The organism is Streptomyces sp. NPDC047085, from assembly GCF_040643735.1.
Taxonomy (GTDB): domain Bacteria; phylum Actinomycetota; class Actinomycetes; order Streptomycetales; family Streptomycetaceae; genus Streptomyces.
Genome location: NZ_JBEYUW010000020.1, coordinates 45,077 through 68,650, shown reverse-complemented (window position 1 = coordinate 68,650; position 23,574 = coordinate 45,077). Strand labels below are relative to the sequence as shown.

Sequence of the window (23,574 nt, the reverse complement as noted above, 5' to 3'; positions counted from 1 at the left end):
CTCCCTCTCGGCGCACGGCGCGAAGGTCCGCAACAGCGGGCCTTTGCGGGGCGCGCGCTCTCGTTGATCGGCAGCGTCGACAGTATGGCGCGGTCCGGTTGAATAAGGAATACTGCATACAATGTCCCATGGTGTGAGAGGAGCCGCTCATGCTGTTCCGGCAGCTCGAGTACTTCGTGGCGGTGGCCAGGGAGAAGCACTTCGCGCGGGCGGCGGACGCCTGTTACGTCTCTCAGCCCGCCCTGTCGATCGCCATCGCCAAGCTGGAACGGGAGTTGAACGTCACCCTGATCAACCGGGGCCACAACTTCGAGGGGCTGACCCCGGAAGGGGAGCGGCTCGTCGTCTGGGCCAAGCGAATCCTCGCCGAGCACGACGCGTTCAAGGCCGAGGTGGCAGTCATGCGTTCGGGCATCACGGGGACGCTTCGGCTGGGGACGGGGCCCACCGTCTCGACGACGACGGCGCTCCCCGTCTCCGCGTTCTGCGCGATGCACCCGGCGGCCAGGGTCAAGGTCTGCTCCCGGCTGTCCTCCGCCGACCTGGTCCGGCAGCTGCGCGACTTCGAACTGGACGCCGCCATCGCCCACTTCGGGCCCGACGACCGGGAGGGCCTGGAGGTGGTGCCCTTGTACGAGGAGCAGTACGTGCTGCTCGTTCCCGGTGCGCACATGGTGCCCCCGCGCCCCACCATCACCTGGGCGGAGGCGGCCCAGCTGCCGCTGGCGCTGCTCTCACCGGACATGCGGTTCCGTCAGTTCATCGACCGCGCCTTCGAAAACGCCGGGGCGACGGCGACCCCCCAGGTGGAGACGGACTCCGTCGCCTCCCTCTACTCCCATGTCGCCACGGGCGCGTGGGCGAGCATCGTCCCGCACACATGGCTGAACGCCATGCCGATGACCGGCGGGACCAGAGCCGTCCGGCTGGTCGAGCCGGAAGCCAGGGCGCAGATCTCGGTGGCGATCCACGCGGCGACTCCCGGTTCGGTCGCGGCCAGGGCGTTCCGCAACGTGGTCGCGGGCCTCTCGTTGGACGAGGTCTTCGTACCGGAGTGGCCGGAGTGGCCGGAGTGGCCGGAGTGGCCGGAGTGGACGGAGGGGCCGAAGGGGCCGGACTGGCAAGAGCGGCCAGTGCCGGCGGAGTTGCCGGAACGGTCCGACCGCGCCGCCGTAGCCGAAGCGGTCGAGCAACCTCACCCCGCGCGCTTCCCGGAACTCCGCAGGACGGGCTGATCCCGGCCGAGGACCAGCCATGGAGCGCCGCTGAGTGCCACCGGGCGGTCACCGAGCCTCCCCACGCCCTGCCGCCGAACGGTGCCCGCGAACGCTCCGCCGCACGGACAGCCCCTCCGCACCCCCATCGATAAACACCGTAAATCAGCTGGTTGGCAAAGGATCTTGGACGCGTCGGTCCCATGACGCGGATGGTGAAGCGCAGAAGACGAACTGGGCGAGCCTCTAGGGAGGATCCGGACCATGACGGACGCTGTCACACAGGACACGGGGGCGGAGGGCGCCGACGAACCGGCCGCCTTGACCGACGGGATCCATCTGGTCGTCGACGCGCTGAAGCTCAACGGAGTCGAGACCATCTACGGGGTCGTCGGCATCCCGATCACCGACCTGGCTCGTCTCGCGCAGGCGTCGGGCATCCGCTACATCGGCTTCCGGCACGAGAGCGACGCCGGGCACGCCGCGGCGGCGGCCGGATTCCTCACACAGAAGCCGGGCATCTGCCTGACGGTGTCCGCGCCGGGCTTCCTCAACGGCCTCGTGGCGCTCGCCAACGCCACCACCAACTGCTTCCCGATGGTGCAGATCTCCGGGTCCAGCGAGCGGCACCTCGTCGACCTCCAGCGGGGCGACTACGAGGAGATGGACCAGCTCGCGGCGGCCAAGCCGTTCGCCAAGGCGGCCTACCGGGTGCACCGTGCCGAGGACATCGGCCGCGGCGTCGCCCGCGCGATCCGCACCGCGATCTCCGGGCGCCCGGGCGGGGTCTACCTGGACATCCCCGCCGCGGTGCTGGGCGAGGTCATCGACGCCGGCAAGGGCGCCGCGTCGCTGTGGCAGCTCGTCGACCCGGCGCCGCGTCAACTGCCGCAGCCCGAGGCCGTGGACCGCGCGATCGACCTCCTCGCGGGCGCCGAACGGCCGCTCGTCGTCATCGGGAAGGGCGCCGCGTACGCCCAAGCCGACGAGTCCATACGGGAGTTCGTCGAGACCACCGGCATCCCCTACGTACCGATGTCGATGGCGAAGGGCCTGCTGCCAGACGACCACCCGCAGTCGGCGGCCACCGCGCGCTCGCTGGCGCTGAAGAAGGCCGACGTCGTCATGCTGGTCGGCGCGCGCCTCAACTGGCTGCTCGGCCACGGTGACGCGCCCCAGTGGAGCCCGCAGGCCCGGTTCATCCAGGTCGACATCGCGGCCAACGAGATGGACAGCAACCAGCCCATCGCGGCCCCGCTCGTCGGCGACATCGGCTCGGTGATGGAGGCCCTCGTCGAGCGCAGCAAGCCCGGCCGGATCACCGCCCCGGCACCGTGGCGCGAGGAACTCGCCGCCCGCTCGGCGCAGAACGTCACCAAGATGGCCGGCCGCCTGAAGGCCGCCGAGACGGCGCACCCGATGAAGTTCCTCGGCGCGCTGCAGGCCATCCGCGACGTACTGCATGAGAACCCGCGCGCCTACGTCGTCAACGAGGGCGCCAACGCGCTGGACCTGGCCCGCAACACCATCGGCATGCAGGTGCCGCGCCACCGGCTGGACAGCGGCACCTGGGGCGTCATGGGCATCGGCATGGGCTACGCGATCGCCACCGCCGTCGAGACCGGAGACCCCGTCGTCGCCATCGAGGGCGACAGCGCGTTCGGGTTCAGCGGCATGGAGATCGAGACGGTCTGCCGCTACAACCTGCCCATCGTCACCGTCGTCCTCAACAACAGCGGCGTCTACCGCGGAGACGACCCCTCGGCCTCCGACGACCCGGCGCCGACCGCCCTGAAGGCCCGCCACGACCTCATGATCCAGGCGTTCGGCGGCACCGGCTACCAGGCGACGACGCCCGCAGAGGTCGCCGCCGCCCTCCGCGAGGCCCTGGCCGCCGGCGGTCCGGCGCTCATCGACTGCGTGATCGACCCGACGGACGGCACGGAGAGCGGCAACATCGCGCACCTCAACCCCAAGGGCATCACGGCCAGGCACTGACCACGTCCCGCCCGGCCACCACCGCATCGAAGCGCCCCGCATCGAACCGACCCGTACCGAACACCCGCACCGAACCGAACCGCATCGCGCTGCACTGCGCTGCATCGAGACGATTCAGGAAAAGGAACGCGACCATGACCGCACTGCCCCTCGCCGGTATAAAAGTGATCGACTTCACGGGTGTTCAGGCCGGCCCGGCCTGTACGCAGATGCTCGCCTGGCTCGGAGCCGACGTCCTCAAGGTCGAGCGGACCACCGGCGGAGACGTGACGCGCCAGCAGTTGCGCGACATCCCCGACGTCGACGCGCTGTACTTCACCATGCTGAACAGCAACAAGCGCTCCCTGGCCATCAACACCAAGTCCCCCGAGGGCCGCGAGGTCATGGAGAGGCTGATCCGCGGGGCCGACATCCTGGTCGAGAACTTCGCGCCCGGCGCCATGGACCGCATGGGCCTGGGCTGGGAGACGCTCCACGAGTGGAACCCGCGCCTGATCTTCGGCTCCGTCAAGGGCTTCAACGAGGACTCGCCGTGGAACGACCTCAAGGTCTACGAGAACGTGGCCCAGTGCGCCGGCGGTGCCGCCTCGACGACCGGCTTCTGGGACGGACCGCCTACCGTCAGCGGCGCCGCCCTCGGCGACAGCAACACCGGTATGCACCTGCTCATCGGGCTGCTCACGGCGCTGATCGACCGTGACAGGACCGGAAAGGGCCAGAAGGTGGCGGTGTCCATGCAGGACGCCGTGCTCAACCTGTCCCGGGTCAAGCTCCGTGACCAGCAGCGCCTGGACCGGGTGGGCTACCTGGAGGAGTACCCGCAGTACCCGAACGGCGAGTTCGGGGAGGCCGTGCCGCGCGGCGGCAACGCCGGCGGCGGTGGCCAGCCCGGCTGGGTGCTGAAGTGCAAGGGGTGGGAGACCGACCCCAACGCGTACATCTACTTCACCGTCCAGGAGCAGAACTGGCAGCGGACCGCCGAGGCGATCGGCCGTCCCGAGTGGGCGGAGGATCCGGAGTACAGCACGGCCAAGGCGCGTCAGTCCCACATCTTCGAGATCTTCGAGGAGATCGAGAAGTGGCTGGCCGACAAGACGAAGTACGAGGCGGTCGACATCCTGCGCAAGTGGGAGGTGCCCTGCGCGCCCGTGATGAGCATGAAGGAGATCGCCGAGGACGAGGCGCTGCGCAGGAGCGGGACGGTCGTGGAGGTCGAGCAGAAGGGCCGCGGGACGTATCTGACGGTCGGCAGCCCGATCAAGTTCTCCCGGTTCAAGCCCGACATCAAGGGCGCCCCGCTGCTCGGCGAGCACACCGACGAGGTCCTGAGCGAGCTGGGTTACGACGCCAGCGCCATCGCCGGGATGCGTGACAAGCAGGTCATCGTCTGAACCGTCGCGTGACGGAGGAGCCGGCCCTGCTCCCGGAGGACCTGAGGAACCGGCGGCCGGCGACCTGGCCGTGACGGGTGCGGGCGACCGGTCGGCCCAAGCCGTGAGTGTGCGGCGCCTTGAGGACGGCGTTGTCGAAGTCGCCCGCATCGGGCGAGAGGGTCTGGCCGGCGGTGTCTCCGCCGGCCAGGCCCCTTCCGAACGCCCACGTCAGAAGATCCATGACCCACTGTCACAGGCCTGCGTCGGGTGCACTTCTATGCGCACGTCAGCGTCGGCATCGCCCAGTCGCCGTGGTCGCTGCCGTTGCCGTCGCCGGCATCGCCGACCTTGAGGTCGACCACCTGCGCGCCGCTGACGTCGACGTCGATCGGCACTGCGGCCTGCTTGCCGCGGATCGTCGGGGTGGTGACCAGGGTTTCGCCGTCGGCGATGACGGAGAACGTCACCGATCCCGCGCCGCCCGTCTCGTCGTCGACACCGACATCGGCCGTCAGCCGCGAGCACTGTCCTGCGAGGTACAGCTCGACGTCGCTGACGGAGTTGGTGCCCAGGCCCTTCGGGTGGCTGACGCCGGCGATGCTGATCGGACGGCCGTCTCCGGCCGCCTGCTCGCCGACGCTGCTGTCCCGCTCCACCGGGCCCCAGCCGTTGGTGGACGACAGGAAGGGCAGGTCGCTCACGGCGCTCTTCCCGGCCGGCGGAGCCGGCGGGATCCCGCCGACGATGCGTTCGTCACCGCTGGTGGCCTCCCGACCGTCCTGCACGTAGCTCACCGTGGCGGTGAGGGCCGAGGCAGAGGGCAGCTTCGCGGTCGGCGGCTGGACCTTCCAGGTGAAGGTGGCCGATTCGCCGGGGGCCAGGCGCTCGAGGGACGTGGGGCCCGTGGCGCTCGCGCTCCAGCCGTCGGGCAAGGAGAGCGAGGCCGTCAGGTGCGAGGCGGACGGCCGGTCCTGCGGCACCCGCACCGTTGCCTCCGCCGTGAAGGCCTGTCCCGACTGAGCGGTGTTCGGCACATCCAGGGTGACATCCGCTCCCGGACGCTTCGGCATCGCGTACTTCCGGTGGTCGTATCGGGGGCTGTCGTTCTGGGCGACGCGCAGGGACGAGGCATAGCTGCCGTAGTTGGTGAGCGAGACCTTGCCCAGCCCGCCGGTGCTGCCGTCCAGGTTCCAAACGGCGATGGCGATGCTGTTGGGGCCGTTGGGGTTCAGTATCCCGTTGGGCACCGGGAAGGTGCGCTGCGGACCGAGGTAGTTGACGTAGTTGCCGACCTGCCAGCCGTTGACGAAGATCGTGGCACGGTACTTGCGTGACGGGTCGTCGGTGAAGGTCAGCCCGAGCGAGGTGTCCTGGCCGTGCGGGAGGTCCAGGTCGACGTCGGTGCGGTACCACGAGACGCCGGGACGGGTGTCGGTCGTCGGCAGGGACACCTGGTTCCAGTCGTCGTCCGGGTAGCCCGGCAGTGACCAGCCGGCCCGCTCGCCGTACAGGCCGCCCGTCGAAAGCGGGCCACGCACCGGGTCCTGCAGGTCCTCGCCACCCCGTACGCCCTGCAGCCGCCAGGTGACGGAGGTCAGCGGCGCCCCGACGAGGGAGGCGCTGGTCAGGCCGCGCGCGGTCTTGTTGCCGTTGGTCGAGTTGTAGTCCTCCTCGTGCCCCATGTTCACGGTGAGTACGGAGATGATGTTGTCGCCCGTCGACTTGACCGAACCGGCCGGGAAGGCGAAGTCGGCGCTGCCTGTGGTGGAGCTGCCCAGGAAGGTGCCGTTGATCCAGGCGGAGAACGCCTGCGCCGTGCCGCCGGAGTCCGAGACCAGGTGGATGCCCGTCTCCTTGCCGATGGCGCGGAAGCGGCCGCGGTACCAGGTGTTGCCGGTGTGGAAGCCGTAGTCGTCCGCGTAGAGCACCGGCACCGAGTTGATGCCGGAGACGCTGTTGGTGGTCGTCTTGTCGGCCACCTGCCAATTGGAGTCGTCGAAACCGGGGGCCGCCTCGGGGGACTCCTCGGCTTGCTTCCAGTTCGTCAGTGTCGGCAGGTGTATCGGCGCAGCCACCGGGATCTTCCCGGTGAGGCTCCCTGTGTCGGTGGCCTGGGTGTCCACCGCCCTGCCGTTCCAGGTGACGTGGTCGGCAGAGGTGAACACCTCGATGTTCTGGTCGTCGGCGTTGTCGCCGGTGAGCGCCACGGTGTGGCCGCCGTCCAGGCTGGTCGCCGTCCGCAGCAGGTGGGTGCCGCGCACGAGCACCGGGCCGGTCGCCGTGTCCTGACGCCAGAAGGTCTCCGCCATGGCCTTGTCGCCGACGAGAAGCAGCATGGGGCGCGATCCGCCGCCGCTGACGCCGATGCGTATCAGACCCTTGTGCGTGTAGTTCAGCCGCAGGTCGCCGGTGGCCTCGTCCCAGGTGGTCGTGACCGTGCCGCCGCTACTGGTCACGGTGGGCTTGGAGGAGTAGCGCAGCACGGTCTCGCCGTCGCTGCCCTCGTCGCCGTAGAGCACGGCGACGTCCCGGTTGCCGATGTTCGCGTGCGTCATGATCTCCGACGTCGAGTACTGCAACTGCGAGTCCCCGAGCCGGTAGTTCGCCGTGATCACGTGAGAGTCGCGCCCGTCGAGGGTGATCGCGGTCCCCGGCTGCTGCGGTACGACCGGGTAGGTCGGCGTCGCGGTGGCGGCCGTCGGCACGTCGATGGCGTCGACGGCCACGTAGTTGTCCGTCGACCCCGAGCTGTGGCTCCCGTTGACGACGATCTTCAGCGTGTGTGCCCCGGCTGTCAGGCCGGTCTTCTGGAAGATCACCGCCTGGTTCTCGCCGCCGGAGTCGTCGACGGTGGCCACCTTGGTGCCGTCGAGGTAGACGTCGGCGTAGCCGTGGTTGTCGGTCTTCGAGCCGATCCAACGGATCGCGGTGCCGTCGAAGGGGACGGTGACCGAGTCACCGGCCTTGTTGGAGAACGACTCGGTGTGCTTGTAGTCGCCGCCGGTGTAGCTCGTGTTGGCCACGTGCGACCACGAACCGGTGTACTGCAGCGCGGAGTCGGGGTCGTCCCAGGTGTAGGTGGTGTCCGCGGCCGGCTGTGCGTTGAAGTCCAGCGAGACGTGGGTCTTGTCGACCGCCGTGGACGTGGAGTTCCCGTGCCGCAGGACGTGGAACTGCGTCTTGGTGTCGGGGTTCATCCGGGCGGTGTCGACGACCGCGGAGTCGTCCGGAGACGTGGCTCTGATCGCCTCGGTCTTGGTCAGTGGGGCGACCGACTGCGTGAAGTACCCGATCAGCTTGTCCTCGTAGTACTTCGGATCGAGCTGACGGTTCTCGCGGATCGCGGCCCCGTAGTCGTAGGACGTGTAGTTCTGCGGCATGCCCAGCCAGCCCCAGTTGGTGCCGCCGTAGGTCATGTAGAAGTTCTGCGCGGTGGCGCCGACGGCTATGTTCTGCTTGTAGAACACGTTGGCGAACCGGTCGTTGATCAGCTGGGCGCACTTGTCGTAGCCCGGCCCGCCCCAGGGGTCGAAGGCGCCACCCTGGAACTCCGGCGAGTACAGCGGCTTGCCGTCCGGGTGGTCGTAACTGATGTCCGGGACGCCATTCCACTTCGAGGGGTTCGAGCAGTTGAAGCCCTGCGGATAGGAGTCGGGTCCGTCGACGTCCAGGGCGCCGGTACCGGAGTTGAAGGTCCCGTTGTTGTTGCCGGTCAGCGGTACGGTGATGCCGTCGGCGCGGGCCTTGTCCTCCAGGTGCTTCATGTAGGAGCGGCCGGCGGCCGAGCCGTTGTAGTACTCGTTCTCGACCTGGTAGGCGATGACCGACCCGGTGCCGTTGGTCAGCTGGTGGCGGGCGATGATCCGGTCGATCCGGGTCAGCCACTCGTCCGCGTACTTCAGGAAGTTCGGGTCGTCACTGCGGTTCTGCCCGGCTTTGGTGGTCATCCAGCCGGGCAGCCCGCCGCTGTCGACCTCCGCGTTGATGTACGGCGCCGGGCGGGCGATGACGTACAGCCCGGCCTCCTGGGCCATGTCGAGCAGCTTGTCGACGTCACGCACCCCACTGAAGTCGTACACACCCGGCTTCGGCGAGTGGTACCCCCAGTCGAAGTACAACGAGGTGGAGTTGAACCCGGCAGCCTTCATCTTCTGGAAGATGTCGCGCCAAAGGTCCGGACTCGGGAGCCGGAAGTAGTGGAACTCACCGGACCACAGGTAGGTGCGCTTGCCGTCGACGAGGAACGAGTAGCCGTCGAGACTCACCGTGTGCGCCGGGGAGCCGGCGGCGGACGCGGCGGAGGGTGCCTGCCCGGCGGCCTCTCCCGCGACAGCGGGCGCGGTCATGCCCGCTGACAGGGCGACGGCCGCGGCTGTCGCCAGGAACCCCCTCCACCGCGCACGGCGGCCGGGTCTCGCAACCCGGGGACCGACTCGATCACTTCGCACTGTGACCTCCATACCGTCTGGTCAATCAATTTCCAACGGAATCAGTCAGAGTCGAACAGTAGAGTCGTGTGTGACGCGGAACAATAGGTGCGGCAGAACGCGGTTGAGGTGGACACCGGAGCGGCCCAAGGATCCGGGGTCGAGTCCGGCAGGCCGACCGGGAGGCGCGGACAAGTTGCTGATCAAGCCAACGGCTGGGCCAGGTCTGCGCCCGCCTCCGGCAGACATCTCGGGGCATGGCAGCCCCTGAAGGGGCGCCAGTTGTGTTGCGAGTCAGGCCGGATCACGAGCGCCGAGCCTGGCAGCAACCCATCCCGGGCCGCAGAAGAACTCTCCCCGTCATGTTCTTCGAGGTCCTGCAAGTGGGAAGCGGCCGGACACCACGGTGTCCGACCGCTTCACGGCGCGGGGCAGAGCGCCCCGTGGTCCCAGCCTCTATCCCGCCACCGTCATCTGCCGTGCGGCCGATGACGCCTCGCGTCGGCCGTCGGTGCCGAGCGCGTGCAGGATCTCCTCCACGCTCTGCTTGGCGTCGCCGAAGAGCATGCTGCTGTTCTCGCGGAAGAACAGCGGGTTCTGCACCCCCGCGTAGCCGGAGGCCATGGAGCGCTTGAAGACGATGACGTGTTCCGCCTCCCAGACCCGCAGGACCGGCATGCCGGCGATCGGGCTGCTCGGGTCCTCGGTCGCGGCCGGGTTGACCGTGTCGTTCGCGCCGATGACCAGCACGACCGAGGTGTCGGCGAAGTCGTCGTTGATCTCGTCCATCTCCAGGACGACGTCGTACGGCACCTTCGCCTCGGCCAGCAGCACGTTCATGTGCCCGGGCAGGCGCCCGGCGACGGGGTGGACGCCGAAGCGGACGCCGACGCCCCGCTCGCGCAGCTGTCGCGTCAGCTCCGCGACCGGGTGCTGAGCCTGGGCGACGGCCATGCCGTAGCCGGGGGTGATGATCACTGAGCGCGCCCGGGCGAGCATCTCGGCCGCCTCCGCCGCGCGCACCTCGCGGTGCTCGCCCTGCTCCTCCTCGCTGCCGGACGGCGCCTCGATGCCGAAACCGCCCGCGATGACGGACAGGAAGGAGCGGTTCATCGCCTTGCACATGATGTACGACAGGTAGGCACCGGAGGAGCCGACCAGCGCGCCCGTGACGATGAGCAGGTTGTTGTCGAGCAGGAAGCCGGCCGCGGCCGCCGCCCAGCCCGAGTAGCTGTTCAGCATGGAGACGACGACGGGCATGTCGCCGCCGCCGATGGAGGCGACCAGGTGCCAGCCCAGGGCCAGCGCCAGCACCGTCACCGCGATCATCAGCGGCAGGTTCGGGCTGACGGTGAACCAGGCCGTCAGCGCGACGAAGGCACCGAGCGCGCCGAGGTTCAGCGCGTTCTTGCCCGGCAGCATCAGCGGACGGGACTTGATCCGCGCCGAGAGCTTCAGGAACGCGACGATCGAGCCGGTGAAGGTGACCGCGCCGATGAAGACGCCGATGAACACCTCGGCATGGTGGATGCCCAGCAGGTCGGCGCCGATCCGGGTCTGCGCCGCGCCGTGCGACTCCACCTCCAGGTAGCTGTTCCAGCCCACCAGCACCGCGGCGAGGCCGACGAAGCTGTGCAGCACCGCGATCAGTTCGGGCATCTGCGTCATCTCGACCTGGCGCGCCCGCCACAGGCCGGTCACCGCGCCGAGCGCCATGGCCAGCACGATCAGGGCCACCGCGCCGGCGGTGATGCTCTGCGCCGCCACCACGATCGTGGCGACCAGCGCGAGGACCATGCCGGCGATGCCGTAGACGACGCCGGCGCGGGAGGTGCGGTGCTGGGACAGGCCCGCCAGGCTGAGGATGAACAGCAGGGCGGCGACCAGGTCGGCCGCGTGGGAGGCCGTCATGGAGGTCATCTCGGCTCAGCCTTTCGAGAACATGGACAGCATGCGGCGGGTGACGGCGAAACCTCCGAAGACGTTGACGCTCGTCAGCAGGATCGCCACGAAGGACAGCGTGGTGACGATCCGGCTCTCGTGCCCGATCTGCAGCAGGGCACCGATCACGACGATCCCGGAGATCGCGTTGGTCACCGACATCAGCGGTGTGTGCAGCGCGTGGTGCACCTTGCCGATGACGTAGTAGCCGATCACTACGGCCAGCGCGAACACGGTGAAGTTCTCGGCGAGTTGCGCGGGGGCGAAGGCCACCAGCAGGAACATCGCGAGCATGCCGAGCCCGATCAGGCCGAAGCGCCGCGCGGGCGTCAGCTTCGGCTGCCCGGGCTCGGGCCCGGGTTTGGCGGGTGTGGTCGCGTTCGCGGACGCGGACTGTGCGGGCGGCGCGGCCGAGACCGCGACGGGCGGTGGTGGCCAGGTGACATCGCCGTCCCGCACCACGGTCACGGCCCGCTGCACGACGTCGTCGAAGTCGATCGCCAACTGCCCGTCCTTGCCGGGCGTGAGCAGCGTGATCAGGTTCACCAGGTTCGTGCCGAACAGCTGCGAGGCCTGCGCGGGCAGCCGGGAGGCGAGGTCGGTGTAGCCGATGATGGTCACGCCGTTGTCGGTCACCACCGCCCGGTTCGCGACCGTGCCCTCGACGTTGCCGCCCTGGGCGGCGGCCATGTCGACGATGACGCTGCCCGGCTTCATGGCGGCCACGTCCTCGGCCGTCAGCAGGCGCGGCGCCGGCCGGCCCGGGATCAGGGCGGTGGTGATCACGATGTCCACGTCCTCGGCCTGCCGGCGGTAGAGCTCGGCGGCGGCGCGGTCGTAGTCGGCGGAGGTCGCTTTGGCGTAGCCGTCGGTGCTCGCCTCCTGCGCGACGTTCACCGGGAGGTACTCGCCGCCGAGCGACTTCACCTGGTCCGCGACCTCCGGCCGCGGGTCGGTGGCGCGCACGATCGCGCCGAGGCTGGAGGCGGCGCCGATCGCCGCCAGACCGGCCACACCCACGCCGGCCACCAGGACCTTCGCCGGCGGCACCTTGCCCGCCGCGGTGACCTGGCCCGTGAAGAACCGTCCGAAGACGTGCGCGGCCTCGATGACCGCGCGGTAGCCGGCGATGTTCGCCATCGAGGACAGCACGTCCATCGACTGTGCGCGCGAGATGCGCGGCACTGCGTCCAGCGCGAGGGCGGTCACGCCGGCGTCGGCGAGCGTCTGCAGCAGTTCGGGCTCCTGCGCCGGAGCCAGCAGGGCGACCACGGTCGCGTCCTGTCGCAGCCGGGTGATCTCAGAGCCGGAGGGGGCATTCACCTTCAGAACGACATCCGCGTCCCAGGCCTCGCCGACCTCCGCGCCGGCATCGGCGTAGGCCTGGTCGGCGAAGCCGGAGGCCTCGCCGGCCCCGGGTTCGACCACGACCTCGTAGCCGAGTCTCAGCAGCAGACGCACCGTCGCGGGCGTCGCCGCGACGCGGGTCTCCCTGGGGACGGACTCGGCGACCACGCCTATGCGCTGGGGAGGGTGGTGTGCGGGTTCTTCAGCAGACATGTCCTGTTTCTCTCGTATCTCTCGTCGGAGGAGGTTTTCGAGGGGGGATCTGCGATCGCTGGAACCTACCCGCCAGACGGATGCGGGCCAACACGAACAGACCGCGAGGTGGTTCATCGAGGATAGTGAGGATCGAATACTGTATGCAATGCCTGAAAGCGGTGCTCTTCTGGCTTCCTTCTGATCACGCAGCGTTGGTGGACATGCGCGAAGAGGGGTGCATACAGTATGCAGTCTCCAATCGAGAGGAGTCACGATGAAGATCGCAGTCCTCGGGGCCGGTGCGATCGGTGCGTACGTCGGTGCCGCGCTGCACCGGGGCGGTGCCGAGGTCCACCTCGTCGCCCGCGGTGAGCACCTGCGTGCCATGCGGGCCGACGGAGTCCGCGTGCACAGTCCCCGCGGCGACTTCACCGCCCGGCCGCACGCCACGGACGACCCCGCCGAGATCGGCCCGGTGGACTACGTGTTCCTCGGGCTGAAGGCGCACGCGTATCCGTCCTGCGGGCCCCTCATCAAGCCGCTCCTCGGCGAGCACACGGCGGTCGTGGCCGGGCAGAACGGCATCCCCTGGTGGTACTTCCACCGGCTCGCGGGGCCCTACGAGGGCCGGCGCGTGGAAGCGGTCGACCCGGGCGGCGCCACCAGTGCGGTCCTGCCGCCGGAACGCGCCATCGGCTGTGTGGTCTACCCGGCCACCGTCATCGAGTCGCCCGGAGTGATCAAGCACCTGGAAGGCACACGGTTCTCCCTCGGTGAGCCCTCGGGCGAGATCTCCGGGCGCTGCGCGGCGTTGAGCGACGCCCTGGTCGCCGGCGGTCTGAAGGCGCCGGTCGAGCCGAACCTGCGCGACGACATCTGGATCAAGCTCATGGGCAACGTCGCGTTCAATCCGCTCAGCGCGCTCACCCGGGCCACCATGGCCGACATCTGCCGCCACCCCCGAACCCGGCGACTGGTCGCCCAGTTGATGGAGGAGACCCTCGACATCGCGGCCCGGGTCGGCAGCGAGCCGGACATCTCCGTCGAGAAGCGGCTGCGCGGCGCCGAGGGGGTCGGACACCACAAGACCTCCATGCTTCAAGACCTGGAGGCCGGCAAGCCGCTCGAACTCGACGCCCTGGTGACGGCGGTGGTCGAGATCGCCGACATCACCGGCGCGGAGGCGCCCAACCTGAGGGCCGTCCACGCGGCGACGGACCTGCTGGCGCGCCACACCGCGTGAACACCCCACCCTGCATGCGTATTGCATACTGTATGGAATCTCCGCATCCTGAGGGCATGGCTTCCATCCAGGCGCAGACGCAGACGCCCACCGCGGCCCAGGCCCTCGACATCCTCCTGACGGGCAACCGGCGCTTCGTCGACGGAGACCCCAAGCACCCGAACCAGGACACCGCGCGCCGCGCCGCTCTGGCGCCCGGTCAGCATCCCTTCGCCGTGGTCTTCGGATGCTCCGACTCACGCCTGGCCGCGGAGATCATCTTCGACCGAGGGCTGGGCGACCTCTTCGTGGTGCGCACCGCCGGCCACGTACTGGGTCCCGAGGTGCTCGGCAGCATCGAGTACGGTGTGGGCCAACTGGGTTGCCCTCTCGTGGTGGTGCTCGGGCACGACGCGTGCGGCGCGATCCGCGCCGCACGCACCGCCCTGGAAGAGGGCTTGGCACCGGCCGGGTACGTGCGCGACGTCGTCGAGCGCGTCACGCCCAGCGTGCTGACCGCACGCGCGGCGGGGCTGAGCGAGGAGCCCGACATCGTGGACGAGCACATACGGCACACCGTGGACCTGCTGCGGGACCGCTCGCCCGCGCTCGTCGGCGGGCGGACCGCGGTCGTCGGCCTCTCCTACCATCTCGGCGACGGACGGGTACGGCTGGTCACCAGCCGCGGCCTGGACGACACCGCCGCCGCCTGAGCCGCACGGGCTGCGCCCACACGACACCGCCTCATCTCCCCTCCGGCAGAAGGGAGATGAGGCGGTGTCATGCGCCTGCGGGGGCCGGTCGGCCGAGTCAGCCCATCGAGGCCTCCCGCGGCCGCCTCAGCAACCGCGCGGCGGCGACGACCACGGGATCCAGGCCCTCCGCCCCGCCGTCCACCAGCTGCAGCAGCCGGCCGCGCATCCGCGGATCCCAGAACCGGCCGATGTGGCCCGCGATCGCCTCGGCGGCCTGATCCCCGGGGACATGCCGGAGGTTCGCGGCGATCTGGTTCGCCATCCGCTGCTCGGACGGCACGACGGCGGCCATCTCAGTCCACCCCCGCGAGCCGGCCGGTCTCCGCGGACTCGGCGGCGTGCCGCCCGAGCGGATGGGCGAGCCCGACCTGGACCGCAGTCACCTTGTACTCCGGGCAGTTGGTCGCCCAGTCCGAGTTCTCCGTGGTCACCACGTTGGCCCCGGTCACCGGGTGGTGGAAGGTGGTGTAGACGACGCCCGGCGGCATCCGGTCGGACACCCGCGCCCGTAGCGTCGTACGACCGACCCGGCTGGCCAGCGTCACCATGTCCCCGTCCGTGATACCGCGGTTCTCGGCGTCCAGCGGATGCAACTCCAGCACGTCCTCCGGATGCCACGCCACATTGCCGGTACGGCGCGTCTGGGCCCCGACGTTGTACTGGCTGAGGATCCGGCCCGTGGTCAGCACCAGCGGGAAGCGCGAGGTGGTGCGCTCGTCCGTCGGCACATAGGCGGTGACCACGAACTTGCCCTTGCCGCGCACGAACGCGTCGACGTGCATGGTCGGCGTACCTTCGGGCGCCTCGTCGTTGCACGGCCACTGGACACTGCCCTGCTTGTCCAGCACCGCGAAGGAGATCCCCTGGAAGGTCGGCGTGACCTGGGCGATCTCGTCCATGATCTGGCTCGGACCGTCGTACGACATCGGGTAGCCCATGGCGGTGGCGATCTCGCACACGATCTGCCACTCGTGCTTGCCCGTCTTCGGCTTCATCACCGCCCGCACCCGGTTGACTCGGCGCTCGGCGTTCGTGAACGTGCCGTCCTTCTCCAGGAACGACGCGCCGGGCAGGAAGACGTGCGCGAACTTGGCCGTCTCGTTCAGGAACAGGTCCTGTACGACGACCAGGTCCATGGCCTCCAGCGCGGCACTGACGTGCTGGAGGTTCGGGTCGGACTGGGCGATGTCCTCACCGTGCACGAAAAGGCCCCGGAACGAACCGTCGATCGCCGCGTCGAACATGTTGGGGATCCGCAGCCCCGGCTCGGGCAGGAGGGAACGCCCCCACAGCTCTTCGAACACGGTGCGGACCGCGTCGTCGGAGACATGGCGGTAGCCGGTGAACTCGTGCGGGAAGGAGCCCATGTCGCAGGAGCCCTGCACGTTGTTCTGACCGCGCAGCGGGTTCACGCCGACGCCGTCGCGGCCGATGTTGCCGCATGCCATCGCGAGGTTCGCCATCCCCATGACCATGGTGGAGCCCTGGCTGTGTTCGGTGACGCCGAGGCCGTAGTAGATGGCGCCGTTGGGTGCCTGCGCGTACAGCCGGGCTGCGGCGCGCAGTTCGTCGGCGGGTACCCCCGTGACGGTCTCGGTGACCTCCGGGCTGTTCTCCGGGCGGGCGACGAACTCGGCCCACTCGTCGAACCCTTCGCACCGCTCCGCGACGAAGGACCGGTCGACCAGGCCCTCGGTCACGACCACGTGCGCCATGGCGTTGACGACGGCGACGTTCGTGCTCGGCTTGAGCTGCAGGTGGTGTGCGGCCTCGATGTGCGGCGAGCGCACCAGGTCGATGCGACGCGGGTCGACGACGACGAGCTTGGCGCCCTCGCGCAGCCGACGCTTCATCCGCGAGGCGAACACCGGGTGCCCGTCGGTGGGGTTGGCGCCGATCACCATGATGACGTCGGCCTTCGCCACCGAGCGGAAGTCCTGCGTGCCGGCCGACTCGCCGAAGGTCTGCTTCAGCCCGTACCCGGTGGGGGAGTGGCAGACGCGGGCGCAGGTGTCGACGTTGTTGTTGCCGAAGGCCGCGCGCACCATCTTCTGGACGACGTAGACCTCTTCGTTGGTGCACCGCGAGGAACTGATGGCGCCGATCGAGGCCGGGCCGTACGCGGCCTGGATCGTGCGCATCCTCGTCGCGACCGTCTGGATGGCCTCGTCCCACTCGACCTCGCGCCACGGGTCCGTGATCCTGTCGCGAACCATGGGCTTGAGCTGACGGTCGGGGTGGGTGGCGTAGCCGAACGCGAAGCGGCCCTTGACGCAGGAGTGCCCCTCGTTCGCCCCGCCGTCCTTGTACGGCACCATCCGGACCAGTTCGTCGCCGCGCAGCTCGGCCTTGAAGGAGCAGCCGACACCGCAGTACGCACACGTGGTGACCACCGAACGGGACGGCATGCCGAGTTCGACGACCGACCGCTCCTGCAACGTCGCCGTCGGGCAGGCCTGCACACAGGCGCCGCAGGAGACGCACTCGGAGTCCAGGAACGACTCGCCGGCGCCGGGGGCGACCTTGGAGTCGAAGCCGCGGCCTTCGATGGTCAGCGCGAAGGTGCCCTGCACCTCACCGCAGGCGCGGACGCAGCGGGAGCAGACGATGCACTTGGACGGGTCGAAGTCGAAGTAGGGATTGCTCACGTCCGGGGCGGCGTCGAGGTGGTTCTCGCCCTCGTAGCCGTACCGCACCTGGCGCAGTCCGACGACGCCTGCCATGTCCTGCAGTTCGCAGTCGCCGTTGGCCGAGCAGGTCAGGCAGTCCAGCGGGTGGTCGGAGATGTACAGCTCCATGACGCCCTGGCGCAGCTTCTCCACCTTGGGCGTCTGGGTGCGTACGACCATCCCGTCGGCGCACGGTGTCGTGCAGGACGCCGGAGTGCCCCGGCGGCCGTCGATCTCCACCACGCACAGCCGGCAGGAACCGAACGGCTCCAGGCTGTCGGTGGCACAGAGCTTGGGTATGTCGATGCCGGCCTGCGCCGCGGCGCGCAGCACCGAGGTGCCCTCGGGCACCGTGACGGGCAGCCCGTCGACCTCGACCGAGACGGTCGCCTCGCCGGGCCGTTCCGGGGTTCCGAAGTCGGGTTCCTTGAGCAGTGTCATGCCGTGCCCTCCTCCCTCGCGAGGAAGTCGTCGGAGAAGTGGGTGATGGCGCTGCGCACCGGCATCGGGGTCAACCCGCCCATGGCGCACAGCGATCCGTCGGTCATCAGTTCACACAGGTCCTCGAGCAGGGCGAGGTTCTCCTCGCGTCGCTCGCCTGCCACGATCCGGTCGATCACCTCGACGCCGCGCACCGAACCGACGCGGCAGGGTGTGCACTTGCCGCACGACTCCGCGGAGCAGAACTCCATCGCGAAGCGTGCCTGCGCGGCCATGTCGACCGTGTCGTCGAAGACCACGACACCGCCGTGGCCGAGCATCGCGCCCGCCGCCGCGAACGCCTCGTAGTCCATGGGCAGATCGAACATCGATGTCGGCAGGTAGGCGCCGAGCGGCCCGCCCACCTGCACCGTGCGCACCGGACGGCCGGTGAGCGTGCCGCCGCCGTAGTCCTCGACCAGTTCGCGCAGGGTGACACCGAACGCCGTCTCCACGATGCCGCCGCGCGCGATGTTGCCGCCGAGCTGGAAGACCTGCGTGCCGCGCGAGCGCTCCACGCCGAGTTCCTGGTACGCCGTCGCGCCGTTCGCGATGATCACGGGGACGGTGGCGAGGGTGAGGACGTTGTTGACGACCGTCGGCCTGCCGAACAGCCCCTCGATCGCGGGGATCGGCGGCTTCGCGCGGACGACACCCCGCTTGCCCTCCAGGCTCTCCAGCATGGAGGTCTCCTCGCCGCAGATGTACGCGCCGGCGCCGACGCGGACGTGCAGGTCGAAGGTGAGGTCCGAGCCGAGGATCCGCTCCCCGAGCCAGTTGTGCTCGCGCGCGATCCGGATCGCCGCGCGCATCGTGGCGATCGCGTCCGGGTATTCCGAGCGGATGTAGACGTAGCCCTCGCGCGCGCCGACCGCGTGGGCGGCGATCGTCATGCCCTCGATGAGCATGAACGGGTCGCCCTCCATGACCATGCGGTCCGCGAAGGTGCCGCTGTCGCCCTCGTCGGCGTTGCAGCACACGAACTTCAGCTCGTCGGCGCAGTCGAGCACCGTCTTCCACTTGATGCCGGCGGGGAATCCCGCTCCGCCCCGGCCGCGCAGGCCGGACTCGGTGACCGCGGCGACCACGTCGGCGGGCGGGAGCTGAAGCGCCGTGCGCAGTCCGGCGAGGCCGCCGTGGCGCTCGTAGTCCTCGGGTGAGAGCGGGTCGGTGATCCCGACTCTGGCGAAGGTGACCCTGTTCTGCCGTGCCAACCACGGGAGTTGGTCGACGACGCCGAGCCGCAGCGGGTGGCCGGCGCCGTCCAGGAGGCCCGCGTCGACCAGGCCAGGCACGTCCGAGGACGCGACGGGGCCGTATCCGATCCTCCCCGCCGGCGTGACCACCTCGACCAGCGGCTCCAGCCACAGCATGCCGCGCGATCCGTTGCGCACCAGCTCGACCGGCCGACCCCGATCGGCGGCCGCCTTCTGTATCGCCTCCGCGACCCTGTCCGCGCCGACGGACCGCGCCGCCGAGTCGCGCGGGACGTACACCGTCACCGGGGAGTTCGTAGGGTGCGTCACGATGAGACCGCCTCGTCGAGGATCGAGCGCAGGCGATCTGCGCTCATGCGTCCGAGCACCTCGCCGTTCACCGCGACGGACGGCCCGAGCGCGCAGTTACCGAGACAGAAGACCTGCTCCACGGTGACCGAACCGTCGGCGCGCGTCTCCCCGAGCGAGACGCCCGCCCGGTCCCGGGCACAGGTCACCAACTCCCCGGCGCCGAGCGCCTGACAGGCCTCGGCACGGCAGATCCGCACGGTGGTACGGCCCGCGGGCTCGCGGCGGAAGTCGTGGTAGAAGGAGACGACTCCGTGCACGTCCGCCCGGGAGAGGTTGAGTTCCTGGGCGAGCAGCGGAACGGCTTCCTGCGGTACGTGCCCCAGTTCGGCCTGGATGGCGTGCAGTATCGGCAGCAGCGGGCCGCGTCGCCCGCGATGGGCGGCCACGATCGCACTGATGGCGGCCTGCGTCGTCACGTCCTTCACGTCACTGACGCTCGTCGTCATGGTTCCTCCCCCTGATCGTCGCGCATGTGTGAATCCCTTGGCTTGATCGGATGGATCCACGGGGTGGTGATCGACGAGCCCGGCCCCTGGCCGTCCAGCTCGTACGGCATGAGCGCCCCTGTGGTTGTCCTTGCGACTCATCGAATACTGTATGCAGTCGTCAATGCCGTCGTCCACCGTTCGGGAACGGGCGGATGGTCAGGCGAGTGCTTCGGCGCCGACCGGCTGGGCGGGTGCTGGGGCGGCAGACACCGAGCCCCGGGGCGCCGAGCCGGCGGTCGGGAGTGCGGCCAACCACTCGATGACGGTGCTCAGTACGTCCTCGCGCCTGCCGTCCTCCCGTCCGAGTATCGCGCTCGCCGGGATCAGCACGGGGTCGGCGCAGACCGTGGACGTGCCGCTGCCGTGGGGACCCGTGCCGTTGGGGCGAGCCGGCACGTACAGGCCGGGGGCGTCCGCCGGGACCAGCCAGAGGCTCGGCCTGCCGCTGCCGCTGCCGCTGCCGTCGGCCGGGGGAGCGGACCAGATGTAGCTGTCCGCCTCGCCCGCCGCGACGACGTCACGTTTCTGTGCCCGCAGCGCCACCACGTCGCCGGTACGCGTCACGGCCGAACCCGTCGGTGCCCAACCTGTCGACGACGAACCTGTCGACGGCGAACCCGTCGGCGGAGCCGGGCAGTTCGAGCCGTCTGGCCTCCCGCCGTCCCCGATGTCGGTCAGGGCGAGGGTGCTGAGGTGATGGCCGGCTGCGACCCTCCGGCGCACCCAGGGCGTGCCGTACGCCTCGATGAGGGCGACGGCGGCGTAGTGGGACCGGAGAACGGCGCCGGTGGCCGGGCAGGCGCGGGACACCTCGGTCACGACCTCGGCGGCTTCGACGAGTCCGAGGCCCCCGCCGCCGAGGTGGCCGGAGACGGTGAGTCCGAGCAGTCCCGCCTCTCCGAGGGCGACCACTGAGGCACGCGGAAACCTCCCGCGTGCGCTGGTCTGTTCTGCGGAAGGCCCGATGGTGGTGCTCAAGACGTAGGAGAGAGCGGAGCGGTACGACATGGAGCGGCTCCCTGAAGTCCGGGTGAGCGGGGGAGACCGCTGAGCCTCCCTCGTAGATTGCATACTGTATGCCATCTCGCCGACTATGCCGCCCCTTTGTTCGTTCTTGAGGAAAACCTCAACTTCCCACTCGGGTCGCTCGGATCACACAAGAGCTAAGGTCCCTGCACTGCATACAGTATTCACTTCGTGCTGCCGTCCCATCGCGCTACGCGACGAACGAGTGAGGTGACCCGGTGCCCGGCACAGCGATCAGCAGTACCCCGATCCCTCGATGCCGCGGACCGTCCTGACCGGTCCGCATGACGGGTCCTGCCCGGGCGCCGCTGCCCGGAGGCGGACCTCCCCGCTACTTGCACACGGAGTACCGACCAGGGGGCGCTGGCGAGTCTCTTGAGCAAGGGGAGAACACATGACAACCGCACCATCCATTCCATCCGCATACCGGGAGATCACGGATGCGAACGGACGCGTGTACCGGGTCGGCGAGAGCCCCCGGGACCTCCTCGGCGGGCCACGCCTGCTGATGGTGGTGCTTCCGTGGGTGGCCATGATGGCCATCAGCGTCGCGGAATACGCCTATGGCTCGGCCGAGGAGGTCCTGACCTCGGCGCACGGCTGGACGTCGACCGACACGTTCTGGGTCCTGGGCGTGTGGACGGTCTTCCAGGCGGGAGTGGCCTTCCCGACCGGAAGGCTGCGGGAACGCGGGATCCTCACGGCCCGCGGGGCCATGCTCGCAGGAGCCGTCCTGGCCGGGCTCGGCTTCTTCGCCCTCAGCTACGCCCCGAACGTGGCGCTGGCGATCCTGGGCTTCGGCGTCCTCGGTGGCGCGGGCGCCGGCATGATCTACTCGACCTGCGTCAACATCGTCGGCAAGTGGTATCCGGAACGGCGCGGCGGCAAGACCGGCTTCGTCAACGGCGGTTTCGCCTATGGCTCCGTACCGATGATCTTCATCTTCACCTACTCCTTCGACGCCGGCAACTACCGCACGGTGCTCGACCTGGTGGGCGTCTACGTCCTGGCGTTCGTCGCGATCTGCGGCTGGTTCTTCAAGGACCCGCCCAAGAACTGGTGGCCCGAGGAGGTCGACCCGCTCCAGCACAGCAGGAACGCCAACGACAGGACGCTGTCCAAGAACCCCCCGGCCGTGCGGCAGTACGAGCCGATGGAGGCCATCCGCACCGGCATTCTCCCGCTGATGTGGCTGTGCCTGGTGCTGTGCTCCGGGGTCTCCATCTTCGGCATCTCCTTCCAGGTCCCGTTCGCGAAGGAGATCGGATTCGGCCCGCTGGTGGTCGCCTCGTCGATGGGCATCATGTCCATCATCAACGGCACCGGCCGCGGCGTGACCGGTTGGGTGTCCGACCGGATCGGACGGAAGAAGACCCTGATCCTGGTGGTCGCGGTCGAGGGCCTGGCGCAGTTCGGTGTCCTGTGGGCCGGCGACATCCGCAGCGAACCGCTGTTCCTCTTCTTCGCCTTCATCTCCGGATTCGGCTCGGGTGCCTTCTTCCCGATGTTCGCCTCGCTCGTCCCGGACTACTTCGGTGAGAACAACAATGCGCAGAACTACGGCCTGGTCTACAGCTCCAAGCTGGTCGGCGGCCTGGCCGGCAGCGGTCTGGGCGCGACGGTCGTCGCCGCGTGGGGCTACTCCGGTGCGTACACACTCGCCGGCTGCTTCGGGCTGGCGTCGGCGGCACTCGCGATGCTGCTACGGCAACCGGGCCGCACCGAGGCGCGCCACGTCCGGGCGGGCGCGTTGCAGGTGAGCGGCGAAAGGGCCTAGCTGTTCCGTCCGCGCCGACACGCACGCCGACGGCTGCCTACGGCATCCCGCGGCGGCGTGCCGGCGTGACCGCTGTCGTCACCGATCCGCATTCATGCGTTCGTGGTAGCTGGTGCGGGTGTGCTCCGTGTGCTCCCGCATCAGTTGCTGCGCCCGCCCGTCGTCCCCGGCCTCGATGGCGTCGATCATGGCCCGGTGCTCCTCCCAGGACAACGCGCCACGGGTACGGGCGACGGGCGTGTAGAACCACCGCACGCGCCGATCCACCTGGGCGGACAGCTCCGCGAGCACCGAGTTCGCCGCGAGTTCCATCACGTACGCGTGGAAGTCGGCGTTGGCCGCGACCACGGCGTCGACGTCGTCGGCCTTCAGCGCCCGCTCACCGGCCTCGCACAGCTCGCGCAGCCGTGCCGTGGCCTCCGGAGTGGCGTTGGTCGCCGCCAGCCTCGCCGCCTCGGCCTCCAACAGACCGCGTACGACGAGCAGTTGGTCGGCCTCTTCCTCCGTCGGGTCGTGCACGAACGCGCCCTGCGCGGGGCGCAGGTCCACCCAGCCCTCGGTGTTGAGCCGCTGCAGGGCCTCGCGCACCGGCTGACGGGAGACGCCGAGATGGCCGGCGAGTTCGGTCTCGACCAGATGCTGCCCGGGCTTGAGCGACCGGGTGACGATGAGGTGCAGGAGAGCTTCGTAGACCCGCTCACGCAACGGGCCGGGACGCTCCAGCTTGGGTACGGTACCGGTCGGCAACGCCGCGGACGCCATGGCTCCACCCCTCGGTAGCAGCTCTACTCAGGTTCACATTGGTTTTCGTCTACAGTCTACGCATTTGCCGCGCGCAGGGTGTGAGCCTTGCCCCTGAGGCACATCAAGCCATGTCCTGAACCTTGTCAGCGTCAGCGGCATACTGTAGACAGAATGCTGTCGACCATCCTTCGCACCCGGCTGATCGACACGCGCCGGATCACCGAGTGATGCCACAGGAGTTGCAGCGCGCCTCGCGCATCGCTCCGGCCCCGGCCGAAAGCCGCCCGGTCGTCAACACCGGCCCGCGCGGCACCCCATGAACGTGTACACGCGCGGGCACCGCCCCACTC

Annotated in this window: 16 protein-coding genes; 6 read left to right on the top strand and 10 right to left on the bottom strand. The window is 69.5% G+C overall.

Annotated features, from left to right (window positions below):
* Nucleotides 1–149: 149 nt before the first annotated feature.
* Both ABZ865_RS40040 and oxc read left to right on the top strand, forming a co-directional pair.
* Nucleotides 150–1,235, top strand: coding sequence for a LysR family transcriptional regulator (locus tag ABZ865_RS40040; RefSeq protein WP_361241794.1), 1,086 nt, complete (start codon nt 150–152; stop codon nt 1,233–1,235).
* 243 nt (nt 1,236–1,478) lie between these two features.
* Nucleotides 1,479–3,212 (top strand): oxalyl-CoA decarboxylase, encoded by a 1,734-nt coding sequence (oxc, locus tag ABZ865_RS40035; RefSeq protein WP_361241791.1) that lies wholly within the window; start codon nt 1,479–1,481, stop codon nt 3,210–3,212.
* Here oxc and ABZ865_RS40030 read toward each other — a convergent pair.
* A complete protein-coding gene (locus tag ABZ865_RS40030; RefSeq protein WP_361241788.1) occupies nt 3,196–3,348 on the bottom strand; it encodes a hypothetical protein in 153 nt (50 codons plus the stop codon). The two genes, oxc and ABZ865_RS40030, sit on opposite strands and share 17 nt — an antisense overlap.
* Here ABZ865_RS40030 and frc point away from each other — a divergent pair.
* Nucleotides 3,347–4,603: a formyl-CoA transferase gene (frc, locus tag ABZ865_RS40025; protein ID WP_361241783.1), complete on the top strand. Its 1,257-nt coding sequence runs from the start codon at nt 3,347–3,349 to the stop codon at nt 4,601–4,603. The two genes, ABZ865_RS40030 and frc, sit on opposite strands and share 2 nt — an antisense overlap.
* Before the next feature lie 257 nt (nt 4,604–4,860).
* Here frc and ABZ865_RS40020 read toward each other — a convergent pair whose 3' ends face one another.
* The 3 genes from ABZ865_RS40020 to ABZ865_RS40010 all read right to left on the bottom strand — a co-directional run bounded on the left by ABZ865_RS40020 (nt 4,861) and on the right by ABZ865_RS40010 (nt 12,513).
* A complete protein-coding gene (locus ABZ865_RS40020; RefSeq protein WP_361241780.1) occupies nt 4,861–8,931 on the bottom strand; it encodes a beta-galactosidase in 4,071 nt (1,356 codons plus the stop codon).
* A 537-nt stretch (nt 8,932–9,468) separates the two neighbouring features.
* Complete coding sequence (gene pntB, locus ABZ865_RS40015) at nt 9,469–10,932, bottom strand: Re/Si-specific NAD(P)(+) transhydrogenase subunit beta (protein ID WP_361241777.1); 1,464 nt, start codon at nt 10,930–10,932, stop codon at nt 9,469–9,471.
* A gap of 6 nt (nt 10,933–10,938) precedes the next feature.
* Nucleotides 10,939–12,513, bottom strand: coding sequence for a Re/Si-specific NAD(P)(+) transhydrogenase subunit alpha (locus ABZ865_RS40010; RefSeq protein ID WP_361241774.1), 1,575 nt, complete (start codon nt 12,511–12,513; stop codon nt 10,939–10,941).
* Nucleotides 12,514–12,769: 256 nt separating this feature from the next.
* Between ABZ865_RS40010 and ABZ865_RS40005 the strand changes: the two genes are divergently transcribed.
* Nucleotides 12,770–13,738, top strand: a complete 969-nt coding sequence (locus ABZ865_RS40005; protein ID WP_361241771.1) for a 2-dehydropantoate 2-reductase — start codon at nt 12,770–12,772, stop codon at nt 13,736–13,738.
* 56 nt (nt 13,739–13,794) lie between these two features.
* Nucleotides 13,795–14,430, top strand: a complete 636-nt coding sequence (locus ABZ865_RS40000) for a carbonic anhydrase (RefSeq protein WP_361241768.1) — start codon at nt 13,795–13,797, stop codon at nt 14,428–14,430.
* 97 nt (nt 14,431–14,527) lie between these two features.
* Here the strand turns inward: ABZ865_RS40000 and ABZ865_RS39995 are convergent, their stop codons facing one another.
* From ABZ865_RS39995 to ABZ865_RS39975, 5 genes are all read right to left on the bottom strand, one after another.
* Nucleotides 14,528–14,764, bottom strand: coding sequence for a formate dehydrogenase subunit delta (locus ABZ865_RS39995; protein ID WP_361241765.1), 237 nt, complete (start codon nt 14,762–14,764; stop codon nt 14,528–14,530).
* Between the two features lies 1 nt (nt 14,765).
* Entirely contained in the window at nt 14,766–17,582 is a 2,817-nt protein-coding gene (fdhF, locus tag ABZ865_RS39990; protein ID WP_361241763.1) for a formate dehydrogenase subunit alpha, read from the bottom strand.
* Complete coding sequence (locus tag ABZ865_RS39985; RefSeq protein WP_361241760.1) at nt 17,579–19,147, bottom strand: NADH-quinone oxidoreductase subunit NuoF; 1,569 nt, start codon at nt 19,145–19,147, stop codon at nt 17,579–17,581. The genes fdhF and ABZ865_RS39985 overlap by 4 nt, the downstream gene beginning before the upstream one ends.
* Nucleotides 19,144–19,635 carry a formate dehydrogenase subunit gamma gene (locus tag ABZ865_RS39980; protein WP_361241757.1) on the bottom strand — a complete coding sequence of 164 codons (492 nt, stop codon included), beginning with the start codon at nt 19,633–19,635 and terminating at the stop codon, nt 19,144–19,146. The genes ABZ865_RS39985 and ABZ865_RS39980 overlap by 4 nt, the downstream gene beginning before the upstream one ends.
* A 198-nt stretch (nt 19,636–19,833) precedes the next feature.
* A complete protein-coding gene (locus ABZ865_RS39975) occupies nt 19,834–20,685 on the bottom strand; it encodes an acyl-CoA dehydrogenase family protein (RefSeq protein ID WP_361241755.1) in 852 nt (283 codons plus the stop codon).
* A gap of 412 nt (nt 20,686–21,097) precedes the next feature.
* Between ABZ865_RS39975 and ABZ865_RS39970 the strand changes: the two genes are divergently transcribed.
* The gene (locus ABZ865_RS39970) at nt 21,098–22,480 is read left to right on the top strand and encodes an OFA family MFS transporter (protein WP_361241752.1); all 1,383 of its coding nucleotides are present in this window, start codon (nt 21,098–21,100) and stop codon (nt 22,478–22,480) included.
* Nucleotides 22,481–22,558: 78 nt separating this feature from the next.
* Here the strand turns inward: ABZ865_RS39970 and ABZ865_RS39965 are convergent, their stop codons facing one another.
* Nucleotides 22,559–23,242, bottom strand: coding sequence for a GntR family transcriptional regulator (locus tag ABZ865_RS39965; protein ID WP_361241749.1), 684 nt, complete (start codon nt 23,240–23,242; stop codon nt 22,559–22,561).
* Nucleotides 23,243–23,574 lie beyond the last annotated feature (332 nt).

What these genes read in the sequence shown, in the direction of transcription:
- ABZ865_RS40040 (WP_361241794.1), top strand. Translation starts at nt 150, where the DNA reads ATGCTGTTCCGGCAGCTCGAGTACTTCGTGGCGGTGGCCAGGGAGAAG.
- oxc (WP_361241791.1), top strand. Translation starts at nt 1,479, where the DNA reads ATGACGGACGCTGTCACACAGGACACGGGGGCGGAGGGCGCCGACGAA.
- frc (WP_361241783.1), top strand. Translation starts at nt 3,347, where the DNA reads ATGACCGCACTGCCCCTCGCCGGTATAAAAGTGATCGACTTCACGGGT.
- ABZ865_RS40030 (WP_361241788.1), bottom strand. Translation starts at nt 3,348, where the DNA reads ATGGTCGCGTTCCTTTTCCTGAATCGTCTCGATGCAGCGCAGTGCAGC.
- ABZ865_RS40020 (WP_361241780.1), bottom strand. Translation starts at nt 8,931, where the DNA reads ATGACCGCGCCCGCTGTCGCGGGAGAGGCCGCCGGGCAGGCACCCTCC.
- pntB (WP_361241777.1), bottom strand. Translation starts at nt 10,932, where the DNA reads ATGACCTCCATGACGGCCTCCCACGCGGCCGACCTGGTCGCCGCCCTG.
- ABZ865_RS40010 (WP_361241774.1), bottom strand. Translation starts at nt 12,513, where the DNA reads ATGTCTGCTGAAGAACCCGCACACCACCCTCCCCAGCGCATAGGCGTG.
- ABZ865_RS40005 (WP_361241771.1), top strand. Translation starts at nt 12,770, where the DNA reads ATGAAGATCGCAGTCCTCGGGGCCGGTGCGATCGGTGCGTACGTCGGT.
- ABZ865_RS40000 (WP_361241768.1), top strand. Translation starts at nt 13,795, where the DNA reads ATGGCTTCCATCCAGGCGCAGACGCAGACGCCCACCGCGGCCCAGGCC.
- ABZ865_RS39995 (WP_361241765.1), bottom strand. Translation starts at nt 14,764, where the DNA reads ATGGCCGCCGTCGTGCCGTCCGAGCAGCGGATGGCGAACCAGATCGCC.
- fdhF (WP_361241763.1), bottom strand. Translation starts at nt 17,582, where the DNA reads ATGACACTGCTCAAGGAACCCGACTTCGGAACCCCGGAACGGCCCGGC.
- ABZ865_RS39980 (WP_361241757.1), bottom strand. Translation starts at nt 19,635, where the DNA reads ATGACGACGAGCGTCAGTGACGTGAAGGACGTGACGACGCAGGCCGCC.
- ABZ865_RS39975 (WP_361241755.1), bottom strand. Translation starts at nt 20,685, where the DNA reads ATGTCGTACCGCTCCGCTCTCTCCTACGTCTTGAGCACCACCATCGGG.
- ABZ865_RS39970 (WP_361241752.1), top strand. Translation starts at nt 21,098, where the DNA reads ATGACAACCGCACCATCCATTCCATCCGCATACCGGGAGATCACGGAT.
- ABZ865_RS39965 (WP_361241749.1), bottom strand. Translation starts at nt 23,242, where the DNA reads ATGGCGTCCGCGGCGTTGCCGACCGGTACCGTACCCAAGCTGGAGCGT.